Here is a 19,922-nt window from a genome sequence, read left to right as displayed (position 1 = left end):
TCGTTCAGTTAGTCAAAAAAAACCATAGCCGACACATTTCACAGCGCCGTACCGGTCCTTTCTATATCTATTGAGTAATATTACACTACCATCCGACAAAAGTCAAAAAAGGCGGGATAAGGGTTAAACATCAAAAAAGCACACTAAATAGCGTGTTATTGATACAATCCACTGGCAATAAGTTCTTTCTTCAACATATCTTTCGGGATACCGGCACTTATATGCTCCCACGGCAGGACATCATCCATGCCGAACCTCTGACAGGCATAACTGTCTATATCAGCGCCATTGGCCTTGAACGCGTCCGCCCACAGTACGGGATCGAAATGGTCGCGCCATCCATCGAACCTCGCGCCATTATTCCACGCAGTGTAAATGATATCCGCCACCTTGCGATCCCCTCTCGACATGCACGCTTCCAGAAAAGACTGTCGTATATCATGCACATCGACCTCGACATACTTGGACCGTGACGACAAGAGCTGCCCCCTTATCTCTTCCAGCTCTTGCCTGGATCTCATTGGAAGCCACTGGAACGGAGTATGTGCTTTGGGAACGAACGGATTAACGCTGACTTTCACTTCGGCGGGCTTGGACGCCGTCTCCCTCCTCACCCCCGAGACCTTAGCGCTCATCTGAAGGATGTTCTCCGCCTCGTCCTTCACTGAGGACGAGAAGCCTACCATGAAATACAGTTTGATCCTTTTCCAACCATGACGGTAAGCAAGTGACGCGGATTTACAAAGTATCCCCATATCAATGTCCTTGCCCAACGCGCTCCTTAATAAGTCGTCCGCCGTTTCAGGCGCGAAAGTAAGGCCGGACTTGCGCATATCTGAAAGCATTCCCGGGACATCGTAAAACGCTTCATCCACTCTCAGTGACGGTATAGAAATACTTACGCGCCGGGAACCAAGATCCTCTTTCAAGGCCTCGAAAAGCCCAGCAAGCCCGGGATAATTCACGCTGGAAAGCGACAGGAGGGATATCCTTTCATATCCGGTATGAAGATAGGTCTCCCGGCACAATTTCCTCACCGTCTCCGGTTTTCGTATGCCCAACGGACGGTTCACGGCACTGGCCTGGCAGAACCTGCACCGGTTAGGACACCCCCTCATTATCTCGACCGAGATCCTGTCATGTATGGTCTTTACGAGCGGTACCAGCTGTTTTACCGGGTAATATGTGGAATCGAACGAAGTTACGCACGCTTTTTCCACCACACGGGGGATATCGGGACCGATAGGTTCCAGCCCCTTGAATTCCTCTCCGACGTATTTTGGCTCATATAGCGACGGCACATATACGCCCCTCATCCCCGCCAGCGCCCTTAAGGCTTCTTTCCTACCGATCTTATTCTTTTTCAATTCCGTGTACCTGTCGACAAGCGCGGGAAGCGCTTCCTCCCCGTCACCTATCACGAAAACGTCGATGAACCTATGCATGGGTTCGGGATTATAACAGCACGCGCCTCCGGCTATGACCAGGGGAGCATCCTCCCCACGTTCGGAAGACAGCACTTCTATCCCACCCAGTTCGAGCATAGAAAGCACATTGGTATATGTCAGCTCGTATGAAAGTGAAAAACCCACGATATCAAAATCCTTAAGCGGGGTCCTCGACTCCAGGCTGAACAGCTTCATGTCTTCGTTCCGTAGCTCCCCGGCCAGGTCATCCCAGGGCATGAAGACACGTTCACACACCACATCCTCACGTTCGTTCAAAAGGTGGTACAATATCTTAAGCCCCAGATAGCTCATGCCTATCTCGTAGATATCCGGATACGCCAACACCACGGACACCCCGCAGTGAGCATGGTCTTTCTTTACCACGTTGAACTCTTCCCCGATATACCGACCGGGTTTCTGCACTTTATGCAATATGTCCGCTAATTTGCTCATAACACCCTTATCTGTTAGCCCTTCGGCTTATACTGAGGAGGAACCCGATACCTATCATGGACGTGATAGTGTTCGAGCCTCCATAGCTTATAGCCGGCAAGGGCAGTCCTACTACAGGCATGAACCCTATGGTCATGGATATGTTGACGAACACCTGGAACGCCATAAGCGTTATTACGCCGGCGGCTATGGCCCTCCCGTAAACATCCTCCGTTTCCGCCATTATACGTATACCTCTTGATATCACCAGCACATACAAGCCCACAAGCGCCACGGCGCCAACAAATCCCCATTCCTCTCCGACGACGGAAAAAATGAAATCCGTATGCCTTTCAGGCAGGAACTTCAGATGGCTTTGTGTACCGTTCAGCCATCCTTTTCCCAAAAGACCACCGGACCCTATCGCGATCTTGGATTGTATTATCGTATATCCGGCCCCAAGCGGGTCCAAATTAGGATTTATGAACACCATAAGCCTCGCCTTCTGGTAATCCTTCAATATCCCCCAGAAAAAAGGCATGGAAACAAGGCCGGCTGAAATCATACCGATGATATATTTAAGGTTCTCACCGCAAATGAACAGTATAGCCAAAAGTATCGGGATAAGCACAAGGGCGGTCCCCAGATCGGGCTGCAGGAATATAAGCAATCCCGCGGGCATGACAATAGCGATCGCGCCCATGAAATTACCCAGGCTTCCGCGTTTTTCCCTGCGTTCACCCAGAAAAGACGCAAGCGCCAGTATAACGGTAAGCTTGACGAACTCTGACGGCTGGAAGGAGAGCGGCCCTAGCCCTATCCATCTTCTGGCGCCGTACCTTTCCCCGCCGAAAAGTAGAAGGAATACCAGGAAAAAGAGGTTCACCACATAGGCCAGGTACGAATAATCCAATACCCGCAGATAATCGGTCGACGCCGTCAGGAGAAGGACCACTATGCCTACGGAGACCCATATCACCTGTTTAACAAGTACCGGGTCAAAGCTTCCCGCCGCGTTATCCCCCCGGTCCATGGTCGCGCTGTACACGAAGATCACCCCAAGAAGCGCCACGGCTACGGCCGCCAAAAGAAGCGGTTTATCCATTCTCGATAATTTACGTCTTATCATCTATCCTTCTTTTCGGTCACAGTATGCCCAGTTCATGAGCCTTGGAGAACACCTTTCCGGCTGTCTCCGCCGCGTAATATCCACCACGTCCCCCGTATTCATCAAAGACGACCACCGTAAGCGCCGCGTGATCGAACGGAGCGAATCCCGCGAACCATCCATGGTTCTTCTTCTTACCGGTCTGCGATGTCCCTGTCTTCCCCGCCACTTCAAAAGACTCCTGCCTGGCTTTGATCCCTGTACCGCGTCTGTCATTGACAACACGGTTCAACCCTTCCCTGACCGCCGAAAGCGTACGTTCGGATATGCCCAGCCGTATCTTTTCAGGGGTATTAACATCCATGTCCTCTATCTTCTCAACGATATAGGGTTTGATCATGTACCCTCCATTGGCGAACACCGACATCATTCGCGCCACCTGTATCGGCGTACAAAGAAGGTACCCCTGTCCTACGGAATAATTCATGGTCTCGCCCTTATACCATTGCTCTTTCATGTTCTTCTGTTTCCATTCTTTTGATGGAAGGAGACCCTCTACCTCTCCAGGCAGATCTATGCCGGTCCTCTGGCCGACACCGAACCTCCCGGCGTATTCCGCGAGTATATCCACACCCAAAGTAAGACCTGTATTCCAGAAGAACACGTTACAGGAATTCTTTAACGCGTCCTGTATCACCTGCGGCCCGTGGCCCGTCTCTTTCCAGCAATGGAAGACCCTCTTACCCATGCGCATACTGCCGTCACAGTTGAACGTGGTATTAAGTTTTATTTTCCCGCTTTCAAGAGCGGCCACGGCAACAACGCTTTTGAACACGGATCCCGGCGGATATGCCCCCGCCACGGCCCGGTTTATCATGGGATATTCCTTGTCCTTCATGAGTGGACGTATTTCATTACGCCTTGAACGATCGACGAAAATACCCGGATCATATCCAGGAGAACTTACCATGGCCCTTACCGCCCCGGTGTTAGGATCAAGAGCCACGATCGCCCCCCTTTTTCCCTCCATTAGCAGTTCACAATATTGCTGCAGTTCAAGATCTATGGTAAGGTAAAGGTCTTTACCGGGAACTGGCTCGAGATATCCCAGCGTGGCCGACTCTCTGCCCTTATGATCGACCTCCACCTGCTTACCGCCGTGTTTGCCCCTGAGATATTCGTCATAATACTGTTCAACTCCGGCGCGACCTACCAGGTCATCTATGCGATAACCATACGGTTTCAATCTCTCGAACTCCGGCTTATTAAGAAGGCCTATATACCCTATAAGGTTTCCCGCGCAGGCCCCATAAAGATACCTGCGGGAAGCGGAAACGTCCAGGATAACCCCCGGAAGGTCTGACATGGATTCTTCTATATGGATGGCTTTTTCTATGCCGATATCCTGGTATACCACATATGGGGCGTACGGCCTGAACCTGCTTTTCTTGATGGCTTTGTCCATCTCGTCCCTCGGCACGTCCAGGGCCTTGCTTAATATCGAGACAAGTCGTTCCTTGTCCTTTATGCTCCCATACACTACGGACAGATCGAAACTCAGTACGTCCTTGACCATAGGATGCCCGCGCATATCGAATATAGTACCCCTGGGAGCCATGAGGGGAACGATCTTCAGCCTGTTCTCCTCAGACATGGTCTTATATCTCTCGTACATGATGATCTGCGTATAGAACAGACCCGTAACGAGTATGGTCAGGAACACCAATAATATCGCGGCATATATCCGTATCCTCATTATTGCGGTCCTACTCCTCGAATTCCAGTAATTCTTTGAGCATGCCCAATACGACCGGCGATACTATTACCGTGGCCAGTACCGGACGCCAATATGACAGCATCATGCCGGAAAGACCCGGTCCGGGTTCTCCCGGTATCCCCAGATAAAGAGCATGTGCGGTGAGGACCGTAAGAACGGCCACGACAGCCGTTATCTCCTGGGCGAGGGGGTTGTGCGCGTATATGGTCCTGGAAAGCATGGATGCTATGAGCCCAACCACAGGAAAAAGTACCATATCGAGCGCCATGGTCTCAACAGAGAAACACCCCCTGAAAAACCCCGCGATAAGCCCGACCACAAAGCCTTCCACACTGCCTCCAAATATCCCCGCGAATACCACCATTAAAAGCACTATATCGGGGAACCATCTCAGGCTCTTCAGGGATACGGTCTGAAGTGCCAGGGCGAACAACAGGATAACAATGAAATATATATTTTTCCTCATGATAATGTGTAGCCTTCATGCCCGCCTATTTAAGGCACAAGACCTCTTCCTGGTCAAGAAAATCCGCGAACGGTTTTATCTCGGCATACTTATAGAGTCCCGTCCGGCTCTTACCCACGGACACCACTGTCCCAACGGGGATACCTTTAGGGAATATCCTGCTGAACCCGGACGTCAGCACCATTACCCCTTCCTCAACTTCCGTATCGACCGGTATGTACATGAGCCTGGCCATCCCGCCGCCGGACCCGAAAATAACACCGTTCACACGACTGTCCTTTAGCATGCCTCCGGCACGGAAATTCGGATGGCTTACCGGCATGACCGAGCTTGAGTCCCTGCTCACATCGTACACTTTACCAAGGAGCCCGCGGGCCGAGCACACAGCCGAGTCTTTCTGTACCCCATCACGGCTACCTTTATCGATAACGAAAGAATTTATCCAGCTGTTCGGGTTTCGCGCTATTATCTCCGCTGATATCGTGTCAAAAGGGATCTTCTTCTTGAATTTAAGAAGTTCTCGCAACCTTTCGTTCTCCGCGCGCAGCTCCCTGTATCCTTCAAGTTCGATCGAAAGATCAGCGACTTCGCCCCGCAGTTCATGGGTTTGCTCCTGAAGTTCTTTTTTACTGTTGAAATAAACGGACGCCGAACGGACCGCCTTGACCGGCAGAAGAAGCGCTTTGACGGACAGGTCCCTTATAGACCGGGAAAGATCAGGAAAAAGGAAAAGACCGGATAGTAATACGATGATTATTACTGCTAACGCCCATTTTCTCGCGGTAAATTTGATCTTAGGCACATTGAGATTCTTTTACTCGATATTGTTCATCTCTGCAGGCTTGACGCTATGGTAAGCCGCTTGAGATATTTAAGTTCACTAAGCACTTTCCCCGTCCCCAGAGCTACGGCTGTGAGAGGGTCATCCGCCAGGTGCACAGGAAGCCCGGTCTCTTCCGAGATAAGTTTTTCCAAACCCCTTAAGAGGCTACCGCCACCGGCCAATATCAATCCCTTTTCGATCAGGTCAGCGGAAAGTTCCGGAGGGGTCCTTTCCAGGGTTATGCGTACAGCTTCGACTATCTGGGCTATCGGCTCCGCCAGAGCCTCCCTGATCTCTTCACTTGTTATGGTGATCATCTTAGGGAGTCCCGCCACAAGATCACGACCTTTGACCTCCATGGTCATTTCTTCATCCATAGGATAGGCCGATCCGATCCTTATCTTGATCTCCTCAGCCGTCCGCTCGCCTATCATGAGATTATACGTGCGCTTAAGATAATTTATTATGGCATCATCCATCTCGTCCCCGCCGATACGTATGGACTTGGAATATACCACTCCCGCGAGGGATATGACCGCCATTTCAGTGGTCCCGCCGCCTATGTCTATTATCATGTTACCCGACGGTTCCTGTATCGGTAGCCCCACACCTATGGAAGCCGCGACAGGCTCTTCGATCATGAAAACTTCACGCGCACCGGCGTGAAGAGCGGAATCTTTCACTGCCCTTTTTTCTACCTCGGTTATCCCCGAGGGCACCGCTATGACGATACGCGGCCTGACCAGGCTGCGCGAACTATGCGCTTTTTTAATGAAGTACCTGAGCATGCTCTCCGTTATCTCAAAATCGGCGATCACGCCATCACGCATAGGTCTTATCGCGATTATGTTCCCAGGGGTCCTGCCCAACATCCTTTTTGCTTCCTCCCCGACCGCCAACACGTTGGAGGTCCCGGCTTCTATGGCCACAACCGACGGTTCGCAGAGTACTATGCCCTCATTCTTGACATATACCAGCGTGGATGCCGTACCCAGATCGATACCCATATCGCTGGAAAAAAGTCCAAGGATATTGTCAAAAGAACGCATGATCTTTTCTTTAATCATAATAAATTTGAGTCTTTTGGTAGGGTTAATATTATAATAATATCAAAACTGTATTGATAGTATCAGATATATATTTCTTTGTCAAATCTTTTTTGTAAGCGACTATGCCCGTTTTGGGGACATAAATATCCGGTCATCCGGCAAGGCTCGCCAGGTCCCCCAGAAAGCCCGGATAGGACACCGCCACGCACTCATGATCGTTTATGGTACATTCACCGTCCGACGCCAGGGCCGCCACCAACATGCTCATAGCTATCCTATGATCCATAAAACTCTCCAGAACGGAGGCCCGGAGCGCCTTTATCCCTCCTTCAACGATGATATCTTCGCCAACCTCGTCCATTTTTACCCCCAGCAGGGAAAGATCATGCTTCATGCTGGCCACACGGTCACTTTCCTTCACCTTAAGCTCTCCCGCCCCCTCTATCCTGGTCATACCCGAGGCGAACGCCGCGACCACCATGAATACGGGTATCTCATCTATCAAGAGAGGTATCTCATGTCTTTTCACTGTTCCTCCCTTGAGAGCACCGTATCTAACCCTGATGTCCCCGCAGGGCTCGACACCTTCATCCTTGAATCCTGATATGCTTATATCAGCACCCATCCTCCTCAACACTTCAAGAAGTCCTGTCCTCGTCGGGTTAAGACCGACATCCCGTATCAGTACATCCGATCCCGGGACAATGAGCGCGGCCGCGATAAAGAACGCGGCGCTGGAGATGTCTCCAGGCACCGTTATGTCTACCGGTACGAGCTTTTCCGGAGGGACCAGCGTCGTAACGCGACCTTCCTTACGTACGTCCACGGAAAGATGCGCGAGCATCCTCTCCGTGTGGTCGCGGGAGATAAAAGGTTCCCCCACAGAGACCGGCCCGTCGGCGTAAAGTCCTGCCGCCAATACACATGACTTGACCTGGGCGCTGGCGACCGGCATATCATAATGGATATGCTTCAACTTACCGGAAGTCCCGTTCACATAAAGAGGCGCATGCATCCCATCCCCGGTACCCTTGATCGTAACACCCATTAGCCTCAGGGGTGTTATGACCCTTTCCATAGGCCTGCGGGAAAGAGATCCGTCCCCCGTCAGCACCGTATCGAACCCCTGTCCGGAAAGTATACCGGAGATCACCCTCATCGTAGTCCCTGAATTCCCCAGATACAGCTCGGATAGCGGTTCCTTCAACCCCCGAAGCCCGTTGCCATGTACCGTCAGGGCATCCCGGCCCTGCTCTATCCTGATACCTAAAGCCCGGAACGCTTCGACCGTGCTCAGGCAATCCTCACCCATGAGAAAATTATCGATATCGACCTTCCCGTCCGATATCGCGCCGAACATGACCGCTCTGTGGGATATGCTCTTGTCCGCCGGGACCTTGATCTCTCCCCTTAGCGGACGGCGCGAGCCCTTGATCTTTATCCCCATGTTTTTCTCCCTCGTTCTTATGTGCTTTCAGCTTTTTCCAGGTATTCAGCCATATCTTCAGGCATTGGTGAAGTGAACTCCATTTTCTTACCGGTATACGGATGAGTGAACGATATATACTCAGCGTGAAGCGCCTGTCGTCCCATACTCCTGTCAGGACCGTAGACCATGTCCCCCAGCACAGGGTGCCCGATATGCTTCATATGGACCCTTATCTGGTGTGTCCTCCCCGTTTCCAGGTCCAGATCCAGTATGGTGAATCCATTATATCTTTTCCTTACATGATAGACCGTTCTGGACGCTTTCCCGTTCTCGTATTCCGCGTCCATCTTCTTCCGGTCCGAGCGGTGTCTTGCTATCGGCACGTCCACGACACCATTGTCCAGCTCCACCCTGCCCTTTACAAAAGCCAGGTATCTCTTCGTAACGGTCCTGTTCTGGAACTGTTTTGCCAATGACCTCATCGCCTTGTCCGTTTTTGCCACCACTATCACGCCTGAGGTATCCTTGTCCAGCCTGTGGACGATACCCGGCCTTGTCATGTCTTCGGCATCCGCCAGCTTGCCGCAATGATACAGAAGCGCGGCCACCATGGTACCCTTGATATTCCCGCATCCCGGATGTACCACCATACCTGCGGGTTTGTCCACGACTATTATATATTCATCCTCGAAAAGTATCTTCAGGTCCATATCTTCCGGCTCGATATCGGAAGCGGCCCGGCATGGAGGGATCATCACGGATATCCGTTCTCCCGGTCTCAATATATGGCTGGGTTTGACGGGTTTCCCGTCGAGCAATATGCCCCCCGTGTCCATCAGTTCTTTCACCGCCGTTCGTGAAAGGTCCTCTCCCAGGCATTCAACGATGTATTTGTCCACCCGGACACTCTTCACTTCTTCCCCGACGACAAGAACATGCTCCCTTGTATTATCCATACTATTTCCGGCACGCCTTTCCCTTGCGAGCTCTCGAAACCACGAACAGCAAGGCTCCCAGCACAAAAAAGAACATTGCGATCACCTGCGATAACGTGAAACCCGAGCTTAACGGCATCAAGTCCCCCCTGAGGGCATCCAACGTCATCCTTAAGATAGAATATAACATCAGGTAGAAGCTGAACATGGCTCCCTCAAAATACTGTTTTTTCTTCAACAGAGAAAGAAGTATGAACATTAAAAGAAGTCCGGCGCTATAATACAGTTGCGTGGGGATACGCGGCACGATCTCTCCCGGCAACACTACCGCCGCGAAACAGGTCGTGGTCTTTCCATAACAGCATCCGTTCATGAAACAACCTATCCGCCCTATAGCCTGCCCCAGGGCTATATACGGCGCGAGTATATCCGCGGCTGCCAGAAAACGTATCTTTGCCCGGGACACCACCAGCCATGCCGCCAGCGCGCTGCCGACCATGGCTCCCTGTATGGCCAGGCCACCCTGATACAATTTGAATATATCCAACGGCGCGGAACTGAATTGCCCCCAGTTAAGAACAACGAATAATCCCCTGCCTCCGGCTATCCCGCCCACCAGGATAGCTATAAGCATGTCCATGAACGGTTCCGGCTTGAGACCCTTCGCGGTCGCCTCCCTGACGGCAAGCACAGAAGCCGTGATGAACCCTAAAGCGACGAATAACCCGTATGTATGGAGATCTATCCCCCATAAACTGAAAAGGACCGGATGCATATTCACTCCCCTTTGCCTGCTGCGTATCCCTTGAAAAAGAAAAGACTTATCCCCAGCAGGACCGCGCCGATAGTGATAAAGCTGTCAGCGATGTTAAAAACAGGCCAGAAATGCAGGTCGAAAAAATCCACCACATACCCGAACCTTATCCTGTCTATAAGGTTCCCCATGGTCCCTCCAAGGATAAAACAGAGCGCCATCATCTCTACCGACCTGAGCAATGTGGATCTAAGTGATATAAGAGCGACTATAAGAACACTTGATACTACGGCAATGGGCACGAAGAGCCACGGATGGCCGCTCAAGATGCCGAACGCCGCCCCGGGATTGAATACAAGGGTCAGGGAGAGAACCCTCCCCAGCACGGTGACACTTTCTCCAGGCTCCATGGCACCAAGCACGGCTAACTTGGAGACCTGGTCCAGGAGCAGCACAAAGACCACGACCGAACAACAGGCGATCACCTGTCGGGACTTTTCTTTTCCATTTTTTCCTGGCATTTTATGCAATTCACTGCCTGCGGCATCGCCTTGAGACGTTGTCTGGGTATAGGGCCGCCACAATTTTCACATTTACCGTAAGAACCCTCATCTATCCTCTTGATCGCGTCATCGATCGCGATAAGCCTTAACCTTTCGCCTTCAGCCAGCTCCAGAGAGAATTCCCTATCATAGAGGTCCGTCGCCATATCCGCCATATGAAAAGAGTACCCCGAAAGATCTCCCGACGCGTCCTTGAGCGACATGTTCAGCCCATCCCCCTTCATGCTGATAAGTTCTTCTATGATCTTCGCCTTTTCCCTGACAAGCTCTTTACGCGTGGCCTCCAGCTCCTTGTCAGTAAAAGGGGCGTTGTTGTTGTTCTTATTATTATTTGCGTCCTTCTTGACCATCATGGCTCCTTTCATTGATTACATCATGACATCTAGCACACAGCTCCGGGGCATCCCCTATCGTCCCCACCTCGTCGCGGTAATTCCAGCATCTCTGACATTTATTACCCCGAGCTTTCTCGATCTTGATCGATAACTTCCCATCCCCCACCGGATCCATACCCTCCATCGGCTTTTCCACCAGCGTCACTTTCGACACCTTAAAAAGCTCCGCTAAAAGCCGCGGATCGCCGGAAACAAGCTCCCCCGCATCCGCATCCGAGGAGTGAAATATCACTTTCGCTTCCAGGGAACTTCCGATAAGCCCGTTCTCCCGGTTGCGTTCAAGAGCCTTCATTACCTCATCCCTGAGAGAAAGTATGCCGGCCCATTTCCTGTCCAGGTCCTCATCCTTATACACCTTCCTCATTCCCTGAACGTCGGGCCAGTCGGACATATGCACGCTTTTTTCCTTTCCCGGAAGTCCCGCATATCCCCAGACCTCGTCAGAGGTAAAAGGCATAAGAGGCGCCAGCATCTTGTCCAGCGTTTCAAGCAGCATGAACATACCGGTCTGATGTGACCTTCTTCTGGGCGAATGGGCAAGATCCACGTATAACGAGTCCTTCAAGACATCCAGATAGAACGCGCTGACCTCATATACACAGAAATCATATATGGACCGATAAACTTTATAAAAATCCCACGCGTCGTAATTCTCCGTAACTTTCTCGACAAGGGATACGAGCCTGGACAATACCCACCTGTCTATTTCTTCCATGGACCTCGCTCCCACCGCGTCAGTTGCCGGGTCAAAATCGTATAGATTGCTCAAGAGGAACCTGAAAGTGTTCCTGATCTTCCTGTACCCGTCAGCAAGCCTGTCCAATATCTCTGTTGAAAGTTTTATATCACCCTCGTAGTCGCTTGACGCGACCCACAAGCGCAATATATCGGCTCCGTATTTTTTCATTATATCCTGGGGTTTTATGACATTCCCCAGCGATTTTGACATCTTTTTACCATCGCCATCCACCACAAAACCATGCGTAAGTACCTGCTTATACGGAGGCCGGCCACACATACCCATGGAAGTTATGAGAGAGGATTGGAACCATCCCCTGTGCTGGTCCGATCCCTCCAGATAAAGGTCCGCCGGGGATGAGAGTCCTTCCCGGGCTTCCAATACAGCTTTATGGCTCACTCCCGAATCGAACCAGACGTCAAGTATGTCCCCTTCCTTCACGAACTCCGAAGACCCGCATGATGCGCATACGGTCCCAGCGGGCAGAAGACCATTAGCGTCTTTCTCGAACCAGACATTAGACCCTTCACGGGCCGTAAGTCCCGCCACGCTCCGGATCAATCCGGCGCTGGAGAAAGAAGACCCGCACGAAACACATTTGAATGCCGGGATAGGCACACCCCAGTAACGCTGCCTTGACAGGCACCAGTCCGGCCTTCCCTCGACCATGGCCTTTATCCTCTCACGCCCCGAAACAGGCACCCATTTCACCTCCGACCCAATGGCCTTAACGAGACGTTCCCTGAGCCCGTCGTGTTCTATGTTCATGAACCACTGCTCGGTAGCCCTGAAGATTATCGGTCTTTTACATCGCCAGCAATGCGGATAGGAATGTTTCACTTTGTCCTCGCGGACCAAAGTCCCCGACAAAGAGAGTTTTTCAATTATCCTCTCATTCGCGTCATAAACATCCATGCCCGCGAGGTCTCCGGCTTCCGCCTTGAAGCGTCCCCTGTCATCGACCGGCATTATTATCTGAAGACCATATTTCCTGCCTGTGATATAGTCATCCTGTCCGTGTCCCGGAGCGGTATGCACACAACCCGTACCTTCTTCCTTTGTAACGTACCCAGCCGTTACAGTGACCGACACCCTGTCCAGGAATGGATGGCGGCTTGAGGCGAACTCACGGGCCACCGCATCTCCTGACATCCTGCGGACTATCCTGTGCCCCTCCAAATAGGCCTTTTCGGCTATCTTATCTACAAGCTCCGAAGCCATTATCCAGACTTCCTCCCCCGTATCCACCAGTGAGTATTCCAGGTCAGGATGAAGGGCCACGGCTACGTTCGCGACCAAGGTCCACGGGGTAGTGGTCCATACGATAAAAAAGGTTTTCTTCCCGGCCTCATCCTTCTCCGTGCGGAACTTTATATATATCGACGGCGATTCCTTGTCCTCATATTCCACCTCGGCCTCGGCCAGCGCGGTCTCACAACTCTTACACCAGTTGACAGGTTTCAGGTCCTTGTATATGTATCCTTTCTCGAAAAGGTCCGCCAGCGCGGTCAGGATACTGGACTCGTATTCCTTGGTAAGCGTCAAGTACGGTTTTTCCCAATCCCCGAAGATACCCAGTCGCTTGAACTCCTCCGACTGTATCTTCACGAATTTCATGGCGTAATCATACGCCTTACGCCGGAAGTCGACCTGGTCGACATCGTGCTTCGACACCTTCAGCTCTTTGAGCAGTTGATGCTCCACCGGAAGCCCGTGGCAATCCCATCCAGGCACATACGGCGCGTAATATCCCTTCATCGAAAAGTATTTAACGCATATGTCCTTTAGCGTTTTGTTAAGCACGTGCCCCATGTGTATGTGCCCATTTGCGTACGGAGGCCCATCGTGCAGGATAAAAGACCTCGAAGAGTGCTCCCTCTTTTTAATGATAGCCCCGTATATATCCTCTTTCCCCCATTTTTCCAAGGTTTCCGGCTCTCTTTGGGGGAGATTGGCCTTCATCGGGAACTCCGTCCTCGGGAGGTTAAGTGTTTCCTTATATCCTTTATCCGTACTCTTCTGTTTCATCTCACATCCTCATTCCGTATTACACAAGGCCTTCCAGTATCGGGGCCAGTTCCTTTTTTACGCTTTCCGGGATCATCTCTCTCGACGTTACTATAGCGTTCTTAAGAGTATCTCCACAGGAACACCCGCGCTTTACGGAGATCGCGGACAGGGTGTTCACCAGTATCTTTTTCGCCACCTCGACGTTCTTGTTCAAGTTCTCTATCACCATTTCCACGGTAACGCTATCCCCCGAATCGACCTCGTGCCAGCAGTCATAATCCGTGACCATGGCCACCGTGGCATAGCATATACCCGCTTCGCGCGCCAGCCTGGCCTCCGGCATATTGGTCATGCCGATAACATCCACTCCCCATTTGCGGTAAAGAAGGGATTCCGCCCTGGTCGAAAACGCGGGACCTTCCATGTTCAGGTATGTACCGCCATCATGTATCCTGGCCCCCACATCCTTGTTGGCGCGAAGTATCGTATCCTTGAGCTCATGGCAGATAGGTTCGGCAAAAGGAATATGCGCGACTATGCCTCCACCAAAAAATGTCGAAGGCCTTGCCTGGTTCGTCCTGTCTATGAACTGGTCCACCAGGACCACGTCAAGCGGGCGCAATTCTTCCTTCATACTGCCTACGGCCGACAGGGATATTATCCGATCCACCCCCAGGGACTTGAACGCCCATATGTTCGCCCGATAATTGAGCTCACTGGGCAATATAGTATGTCCTTTCCCATGCCTGGGAAGGAATACCACTTTAGAACCGGCCAATTCCCCGACAACGAACTCGTCCGAAGGCGGACCGAACGGCGTGTCTACCGTCCGCTTTTCCGTCACCTTAAGTCCCTCTATGGAATAAAGCGCGCTGCCGCCTATTACTCCGGTCTTACCCATCTGTAAGCACCTCCACTACCTTGGTCCGGGAGGATTCTCCCTTTATAAAACGCACACATCTTTTGGGTACGCCGTATCTCTCAGACAGAAGATCTATTACCGCCTTGTTGGCCTTTCCCTTGTCCGGTGCCGCCGTGACATAGACCCTCAACGTCCCGCCTTCTTCCACTATCACGTTACGTGAGGATTTCGGTATCACCTTAAGCTCTAATCTCATGCATTTACACCAGTTTTAACGCAAATTGGTATATAACGTTAAGCACCACATTGCGTAGGACGGACAGGAGGATGAAGACCAGTATGGGGGAAAGATCAATGCCACCCATCTGGAGCGGCAACCTCCTGAACGGTCCGAGTATCGGGTCCGTTATCCTGTACACGATCTTGACGAACTCATTATACGGGTCAGGATTCACCCAGGACAGTATTATCCTGACCACCAGCAGGAAAAAAAGTATGTCGAATACCAGGGACGCCAGAAGCCCTATACCTTTTATTATTTCAGCCAATACGAACATCTTAGCTCCTATCTCCTATATCCCCTATCCCGCCGAAAGCTCTTCCGATCTTTTCTTGGCGGCGGATATGGCATTCTCAACGACATCTTTCAGCCCGGCTTTATCCATGACCGTCAATGCGGCCTCCGTCGTACCACCCTTTGACGCGACCGCCCTGATAAGCTCAGCGGCCCCCACCGTGGTCTGGTTCAAAAGAACAACAGCCCCCAGCAGCGTCTGCCGGACCAACATCTCCGACCGTTCACGCGACAGGCCATTCTTTTCTCCAGCAGAGATCATGGCATCGGCAAGATAAAAAAGATATGCCGGGCCGCTACCGGACATGGCTGTCACCGTATCAAGGAGTCCCTCTTCGAGGACCATTACTTCACCTATCGCCCCGAATATGTTCTTAACTTCCACTGGCAGGGTCTCCATCCCACTGAAGGACAGACAGGTCATACTTTCCTGTACGGACGCGGCCATATTGGGCATCGCCCTGACGACAGGTATGTCCCCGCCCAGGGCCTCTTTTATCCCGGCCATCCTGATCCCGGCCATTATCGAAAGCACCATATGCCCGGATATCTTTCCCTTGACCGTTCCCGCGACCGTGCCGAAATCCTGGGGCTTGACCGCGAAGAGCAACATATTGGAACGCGCCATCAATTCATCCAGGGAAGCTACGGACACACCCGTGGACTCACCCAGTTTCCTGAGCTTATCCATATCCTTATCATTTATAAGTATGGTCTCGGACTGCAGTATCTTTTTTTCCACAAGGGCCCTGGTTATAGCCGCCCCCATGTTCCCGCATCCTATCACACCTAATCTCACTGCCTGCATAAAATACCCCCGGATCAAAGCTTGCAACGGTTAAAAATATCATAATTTACCTGCAATGTCAACACAGTGTGTTTATATAATTAATAACAATTACTTATAGCAGAAAGGTTTAAGAAAAGTATTCCGGGAATGGGCCGGGGCCGGATAAGGTCGTCACGCCTTAAGTAGCTGCGTTTAAATAACTTGTGCTAAAAATACCTGTTCAGGAAGCTGTTCGCCTTGAATACCAGCCAGCGTGGTATATCGCTGAACGGGTTCTTCCCTATTTCTTCCTCGGCCAGGAGGTCGGCACATCCGAGAACGGCCGTATACCCGTCCTTATCGATAGGGAGCTGTTCAAAATGGCGGGATATGCAAGTTCCGGCTTCGACCGGGGTAGACAAGACCTTTTCAAGGGATTCTATCAGGTCATCCGTCTGTTTCCCTTGTCCGATGACCACGGTCTTGGATATTTTATCGGATCCAGGCAGGACCCTTATCGCCGCGGCAAGATCATTAAGAACAGCGGCGTTAATATTTCCATCCAGACTGTTCATGTCATTCACCCCCAGAGAAAAGACCCTGCATCCCGTCAGAGTACCCTTGTAAAATATCGTCGCCTCGGTCATGTCCCTGCATATATTCAGCAAAAGTACACCCTTCTCCTTATCCTCATCAAAGAGAGACCGATACGAAGTCACTATGCCAGAGAAAAAGAAGCCGGCAGGGACATACCCCGCGTAGGAGATACATTTGGACATATTGTTGACTATCGAAGAATTCAAGGTAAGCACATTGATATCGGCGCTTAATTTGACCGCGTCAAGCCCTATTGGGTTCTTTATATCAGGATCGCCGTCTATGCTGAACCCGGTAACTATCTTGTGTATTATATACCGGTCCAGAGGAAGACGCATGGTCGCCCCGATCTCTACGCATCTGTTTACATCCCTTTTCTCTACTTCACGCCCGTACCTGGACAAGAGGACCAGGCCCGATGAGGGAGTTATTTCTACAGAGGTCGAGGTCAATACTGAATAGACGTCCCTTATCCGCCCTTTACATTTTTTCTGCATCCTGCCAAGGATATCGTTCAGACTCTCGGTGGCAGTACATATATCAGACACTATACCGCCACTGAACCCCCTGGATGAACCGCGGCAGAAGTCCTCCGGGAAAAGGTCCCCATTCTTCATGGGCCTGACCAATATCCCGTCAAGGCTGTCATTTACGGCGCTTATTATAGCGAACATGTATTCCCTCTTCCCTCCATATGCCTATTTAGGGGAAATGACCGTATCCTCGAACCTCAAGTCAATATAGTTTATGTGCTTCAGGTCCATTGCCGGATCGTTAAGTATGCTTCCAAGTCGTTTTATTCTTCCATCAAGGTCTTCCGCGCCTATTTTTACCGTAGCACCGCTTATCCCGACCATAAGATTGTTGCGATCCGTGACATCTATGTAATCTATCCCTTCTTTTCTGAGACCCTTATTGTTCTGTATGATCCTGAGGAGGTTCACGGCGGCATCCAGGGCCTTGTTGTCTATCTTCTCTCCCTTAGTAGGGGCGTTCAGAAAAAAACTGATGCCTTTGATCTTTATGAGCCCGGGGGTCATCATGTCAGAACCCAGCACTACGTTCTCCGCGTCCACCACGATCCCGCGTCCGGACTCGATAACAGCCACGGGTTTCCTTGTTACCACGTCCATCTCGATGACATCAGGGAACACCTTCCTCACCGTGACCTTCTTAAGCTCCGGGTGTTCTTTGGCTACCATCCTTCTGGCGTACTTAACATCCACGTTGAATATGTTATGCCCCACGTAACGTTTGTTCAGGTCCTTGGACACCGGGGCAAAGACCCCGGGATCGTCCGAATTAACAACAACCTGTTTCACCCGGAAAAAATCCCCGTATTTAAAGAACCGGTATAACCCGTATCCCGGAAGACCCAGCACTATGGCGGATATAACGATGCCAGGGACTACGCGAAGCGCTATGAAATTCGCCACGTCTATCGCCTTCCCCCCGGAAGACGTCCTCTTGGCATTCTGCCTTCTCCCGGAATTCCGTTTTGCCGACATTATCCCCCCCCTTTATTCAATGTATCCTGCGTCATTTAGTCCCGGCACGGGACATTGCGCTCATCAGCATATTAACACATAATCCAAAAAAATCCAGCCCGTATGCGGCGGCGGCCATCGGCAAAAGACTTCTCTCCGTAAGCCCGGGTATCGTGTTCACCTCAAGCACATATGCTTCCGAACGTTCGCTGAGCCTTATATCCACCCTGGAAAAACCTTCACATCCAAGACTGTCGTGTGCCCGCGATCCGGCTTCCCGCACCTCCCGCGCGACCTCCAGACTAAGGTCCGCCGGGACGAGATACCTGGTGCTTTTATGTACATATTTGGCGTCGTGATCATAAACTTGTTCCGGCGTCACTATTTCAACGATCGGCAATGCCTTCCCGCCCAATACCCCTACGGTCAGCTCCCGTCCATGTATATACTCTTCGATCAGCACATCCTCACCAAAAATCGCGGCTTTCTTTATAGCCTCCGCGATCCCGTCCTTTTTCCTTACTACGGTAAGACCAAAGCTCGATCCCTCATACCGTGGTTTCACCACGCACGGTACCCACAGCCCATCAGGGTCTACCCACCGCCCCGGATCAAGCGCCAGATACTCGGGCGTTTTCAATCCGGCACTTAGGAAACGTTCCTTGGACGCCAGTTTATCCATGGCCAGTTCGGAAGCTCGCGGACCGGACCCGGTGTATCCGATACCCATACCTTCAAGTATGGCCTGGAGCTTCCCGTCCTCGCCGAACCTGCCATGAAGCGCGATGAAAGCGATATCTATGCCGCTTGCCTTCACCGCTTCTTCTACAGAGTTGTCATCCACATCCAGGAAAGTGACATCCATACCATTGGCTTCCAGGCATGAGAATACGGCGCGACCGCTCTTAAGGCTTATCTCCCTCTCGCTGGAACGCCCCCCCGCCAGGACACCAATACGCTTCCCCTTAAGTCCCTCTATTGAGGACATCATATCCCCTGTTCCCGCGTGGAAATTCATAACACCTCTATTTCAAGCTCGAGCGTCATACCGAACTCGGCCCGGATCCTTCTCTGGGCCTCTCCTATGATATTTTTGACATCTTCGGCGCGCGCGCCGGATCCATTCAGGATGAAATTAGCGTGTTTCACGGAAACGACCGCGCCACCGGACCTGTATCCCCTCATACCTACCTGGTCCACAAGTTCCCATGCCATCATCCCCTCAGGGTTCTTGAACACACTTCCCAGGGACAGACCCTCAAGCGGTTGTTTCCTCATTTTCCTCAAAAAACTATCCCTTACCCTGCTACGGACATTGTCCGGGTCATCCTCCTTAATACTGAACACACCTTCAACGACCACCTCATCGGACAGTATTGATGATGAGCGGTATCCGAATCCCATCTCATCTTTGGACACCCAACGCATGTTACCGGCCCCATCCATCAGGAGTACCTTAACGAGATGATCACTTATCGAACCCTCACAGGAAGCGTTCTTGACAAGCGCCCCGCCTATGGTCCCGGGTATCCCCGCCAACCCCTCGAATCCTGTAAGCCCTTTCCTGCAGGAGAACGACAATAACTCGTTCATCCTGAGCCCGGCACCCGCGCGGACAAGACCGTTCTCAAGACATATGTCCCTGAATGACGGGAAAGAAAGGCTGATAATGGCCTTTTCGACATCTTCATCCGGAAAAAGGATG

At 51.5% G+C, this 19,922-nt stretch carries 20 protein-coding genes; all 20 read right to left on the bottom strand.

Annotated features, from left to right (window positions below; all coding sequences use genetic code 11):
- Window positions 1–155 precede the first annotated feature (155 nt).
- Entirely contained in the window at window positions 156–1,901 is a 1,746-nt protein-coding gene (locus tag PHH49_05375) for a TIGR03960 family B12-binding radical SAM protein (protein MDD5488373.1), read from the bottom strand.
- Window positions 1,902–1,908: 7 nt separating this feature from the next.
- A complete protein-coding gene (gene rodA / locus PHH49_05370; GenBank protein ID MDD5488372.1) occupies window positions 1,909–3,009 on the bottom strand; it encodes a rod shape-determining protein RodA in 1,101 nt (366 codons plus the stop codon).
- 16 nt (window positions 3,010–3,025) lie between these two features.
- Window positions 3,026–4,744, bottom strand: a complete 1,719-nt coding sequence (mrdA, locus tag PHH49_05365) for a penicillin-binding protein 2 (protein MDD5488371.1) — start codon at window positions 4,742–4,744, stop codon at window positions 3,026–3,028.
- Between the two features lie 10 nt (window positions 4,745–4,754).
- Window positions 4,755–5,231: a LytS/YhcK type 5TM receptor domain-containing protein gene (locus PHH49_05360; GenBank protein ID MDD5488370.1), complete on the bottom strand. Its 477-nt coding sequence runs from the start codon at window positions 5,229–5,231 to the stop codon at window positions 4,755–4,757.
- Between the two features lie 25 nt (window positions 5,232–5,256).
- Complete coding sequence (mreC, locus tag PHH49_05355) at window positions 5,257–6,033, bottom strand: rod shape-determining protein MreC (protein MDD5488369.1); 777 nt, start codon at window positions 6,031–6,033, stop codon at window positions 5,257–5,259.
- A gap of 26 nt (window positions 6,034–6,059) precedes the next feature.
- On the bottom strand, window positions 6,060–7,121 hold the full coding sequence (locus tag PHH49_05350; GenBank protein ID MDD5488368.1) for a rod shape-determining protein: 1,062 nt from the start codon (window positions 7,119–7,121) through the stop codon (window positions 6,060–6,062).
- 133 nt (window positions 7,122–7,254) lie between these two features.
- Entirely contained in the window at window positions 7,255–8,550 is a 1,296-nt protein-coding gene (gene aroA, locus PHH49_05345) for a 3-phosphoshikimate 1-carboxyvinyltransferase (protein MDD5488367.1), read from the bottom strand.
- A 17-nt stretch (window positions 8,551–8,567) separates the two neighbouring features.
- Complete coding sequence (locus PHH49_05340) at window positions 8,568–9,488, bottom strand: RluA family pseudouridine synthase (GenBank protein ID MDD5488366.1); 921 nt, start codon at window positions 9,486–9,488, stop codon at window positions 8,568–8,570.
- A 1-nt stretch (window position 9,489) separates the two neighbouring features.
- The gene (gene lgt / locus PHH49_05335) at window positions 9,490–10,242 is read right to left on the bottom strand and encodes a prolipoprotein diacylglyceryl transferase (GenBank protein ID MDD5488365.1); all 753 of its coding nucleotides are present in this window, start codon (window positions 10,240–10,242) and stop codon (window positions 9,490–9,492) included.
- A 2-nt stretch (window positions 10,243–10,244) separates the two neighbouring features.
- Complete coding sequence (gene lspA, locus PHH49_05330; protein ID MDD5488364.1) at window positions 10,245–10,742, bottom strand: signal peptidase II; 498 nt, start codon at window positions 10,740–10,742, stop codon at window positions 10,245–10,247.
- Window positions 10,703–11,149 carry a TraR/DksA family transcriptional regulator gene (locus PHH49_05325; GenBank protein MDD5488363.1) on the bottom strand — a complete coding sequence of 149 codons (447 nt, stop codon included), beginning with the start codon at window positions 11,147–11,149 and terminating at the stop codon, window positions 10,703–10,705. The genes lspA and PHH49_05325 overlap by 40 nt, the downstream gene beginning before the upstream one ends.
- Entirely contained in the window at window positions 11,112–13,946 is a 2,835-nt protein-coding gene (gene ileS, locus PHH49_05320; GenBank protein MDD5488362.1) for an isoleucine--tRNA ligase, read from the bottom strand. The genes PHH49_05325 and ileS overlap by 38 nt, the downstream gene beginning before the upstream one ends.
- 19 nt (window positions 13,947–13,965) lie before the next feature.
- Window positions 13,966–14,829, bottom strand: a complete 864-nt coding sequence (mtnP, locus tag PHH49_05315) for an S-methyl-5'-thioadenosine phosphorylase (protein ID MDD5488361.1) — start codon at window positions 14,827–14,829, stop codon at window positions 13,966–13,968.
- A complete protein-coding gene (locus tag PHH49_05310; protein ID MDD5488360.1) occupies window positions 14,822–15,046 on the bottom strand; it encodes a DUF167 domain-containing protein in 225 nt (74 codons plus the stop codon). The genes mtnP and PHH49_05310 overlap by 8 nt, the downstream gene beginning before the upstream one ends.
- Window positions 15,047–15,050: 4 nt before the next feature.
- Window positions 15,051–15,347: a YggT family protein gene (locus tag PHH49_05305; GenBank protein ID MDD5488359.1), complete on the bottom strand. Its 297-nt coding sequence runs from the start codon at window positions 15,345–15,347 to the stop codon at window positions 15,051–15,053.
- Between the two features lie 24 nt (window positions 15,348–15,371).
- Window positions 15,372–16,172, bottom strand: a complete 801-nt coding sequence (gene proC / locus PHH49_05300; GenBank protein ID MDD5488358.1) for a pyrroline-5-carboxylate reductase — start codon at window positions 16,170–16,172, stop codon at window positions 15,372–15,374.
- Between the two features lie 188 nt (window positions 16,173–16,360).
- Window positions 16,361–17,404, bottom strand: a complete 1,044-nt coding sequence (locus PHH49_05295; GenBank protein ID MDD5488357.1) for a hypothetical protein — start codon at window positions 17,402–17,404, stop codon at window positions 16,361–16,363.
- A 24-nt stretch (window positions 17,405–17,428) separates the two neighbouring features.
- Window positions 17,429–18,238: an FtsQ-type POTRA domain-containing protein gene (locus tag PHH49_05290; protein MDD5488356.1), complete on the bottom strand. Its 810-nt coding sequence runs from the start codon at window positions 18,236–18,238 to the stop codon at window positions 17,429–17,431.
- Between the two features lie 31 nt (window positions 18,239–18,269).
- Window positions 18,270–19,235, bottom strand: a complete 966-nt coding sequence (locus PHH49_05285) for a D-alanine--D-alanine ligase (protein ID MDD5488355.1) — start codon at window positions 19,233–19,235, stop codon at window positions 18,270–18,272.
- The coding region (gene murB, locus PHH49_05280; GenBank protein MDD5488354.1) for a UDP-N-acetylmuramate dehydrogenase at window positions 19,232–19,922 on the bottom strand (691 nt) is incomplete at its 5' end. The genes murB and PHH49_05285, both read right to left, overlap by 4 nt.

It is taken from the genome of Candidatus Omnitrophota bacterium (assembly GCA_028715965.1).
Taxonomy (GTDB): Bacteria; Omnitrophota; Gorgyraeia; order Tantalellales; family Tantalellaceae; genus JAQUQS01.
This window is presented reverse-complemented; position numbering and strand designations above follow the sequence as displayed.

What these genes read in the sequence shown, in the direction of transcription:
- proC (MDD5488358.1), bottom strand. Translation starts at nt 16,172, where the DNA reads ATGCAGGCAGTGAGATTAGGTGTGATAGGATGCGGGAACATGGGGGCG.
- PHH49_05360 (MDD5488370.1), bottom strand. Translation starts at nt 5,231, where the DNA reads ATGAGGAAAAATATATATTTCATTGTTATCCTGTTGTTCGCCCTGGCA.
- PHH49_05305 (MDD5488359.1), bottom strand. Translation starts at nt 15,347, where the DNA reads ATGTTCGTATTGGCTGAAATAATAAAAGGTATAGGGCTTCTGGCGTCC.
- rodA (MDD5488372.1), bottom strand. Translation starts at nt 3,009, where the DNA reads ATGATAAGACGTAAATTATCGAGAATGGATAAACCGCTTCTTTTGGCG.
- mrdA (MDD5488371.1), bottom strand. Translation starts at nt 4,744, where the DNA reads ATGAGGATACGGATATATGCCGCGATATTATTGGTGTTCCTGACCATA.
- PHH49_05310 (MDD5488360.1), bottom strand. Translation starts at nt 15,046, where the DNA reads ATGAGATTAGAGCTTAAGGTGATACCGAAATCCTCACGTAACGTGATA.
- PHH49_05340 (MDD5488366.1), bottom strand. Translation starts at nt 9,488, where the DNA reads ATGGATAATACAAGGGAGCATGTTCTTGTCGTCGGGGAAGAAGTGAAG.
- PHH49_05290 (MDD5488356.1), bottom strand. Translation starts at nt 18,238, where the DNA reads ATGTCGGCAAAACGGAATTCCGGGAGAAGGCAGAATGCCAAGAGGACG.
- PHH49_05285 (MDD5488355.1), bottom strand. Translation starts at nt 19,235, where the DNA reads ATGAATTTCCACGCGGGAACAGGGGATATGATGTCCTCAATAGAGGGA.
- mtnP (MDD5488361.1), bottom strand. Translation starts at nt 14,829, where the DNA reads ATGGGTAAGACCGGAGTAATAGGCGGCAGCGCGCTTTATTCCATAGAG.
- PHH49_05375 (MDD5488373.1), bottom strand. Translation starts at nt 1,901, where the DNA reads ATGAGCAAATTAGCGGACATATTGCATAAAGTGCAGAAACCCGGTCGG.
- PHH49_05295 (MDD5488357.1), bottom strand. Translation starts at nt 17,404, where the DNA reads ATGTTCGCTATAATAAGCGCCGTAAATGACAGCCTTGACGGGATATTG.
- PHH49_05350 (MDD5488368.1), bottom strand. Translation starts at nt 7,121, where the DNA reads ATGATTAAAGAAAAGATCATGCGTTCTTTTGACAATATCCTTGGACTT.
- ileS (MDD5488362.1), bottom strand. Translation starts at nt 13,946, where the DNA reads ATGAAACAGAAGAGTACGGATAAAGGATATAAGGAAACACTTAACCTC.
- aroA (MDD5488367.1), bottom strand. Translation starts at nt 8,550, where the DNA reads ATGGGGATAAAGATCAAGGGCTCGCGCCGTCCGCTAAGGGGAGAGATC.
- PHH49_05325 (MDD5488363.1), bottom strand. Translation starts at nt 11,149, where the DNA reads ATGAAAGGAGCCATGATGGTCAAGAAGGACGCAAATAATAATAAGAAC.
- lgt (MDD5488365.1), bottom strand. Translation starts at nt 10,242, where the DNA reads ATGCATCCGGTCCTTTTCAGTTTATGGGGGATAGATCTCCATACATAC.
- lspA (MDD5488364.1), bottom strand. Translation starts at nt 10,742, where the DNA reads ATGCCAGGAAAAAATGGAAAAGAAAAGTCCCGACAGGTGATCGCCTGT.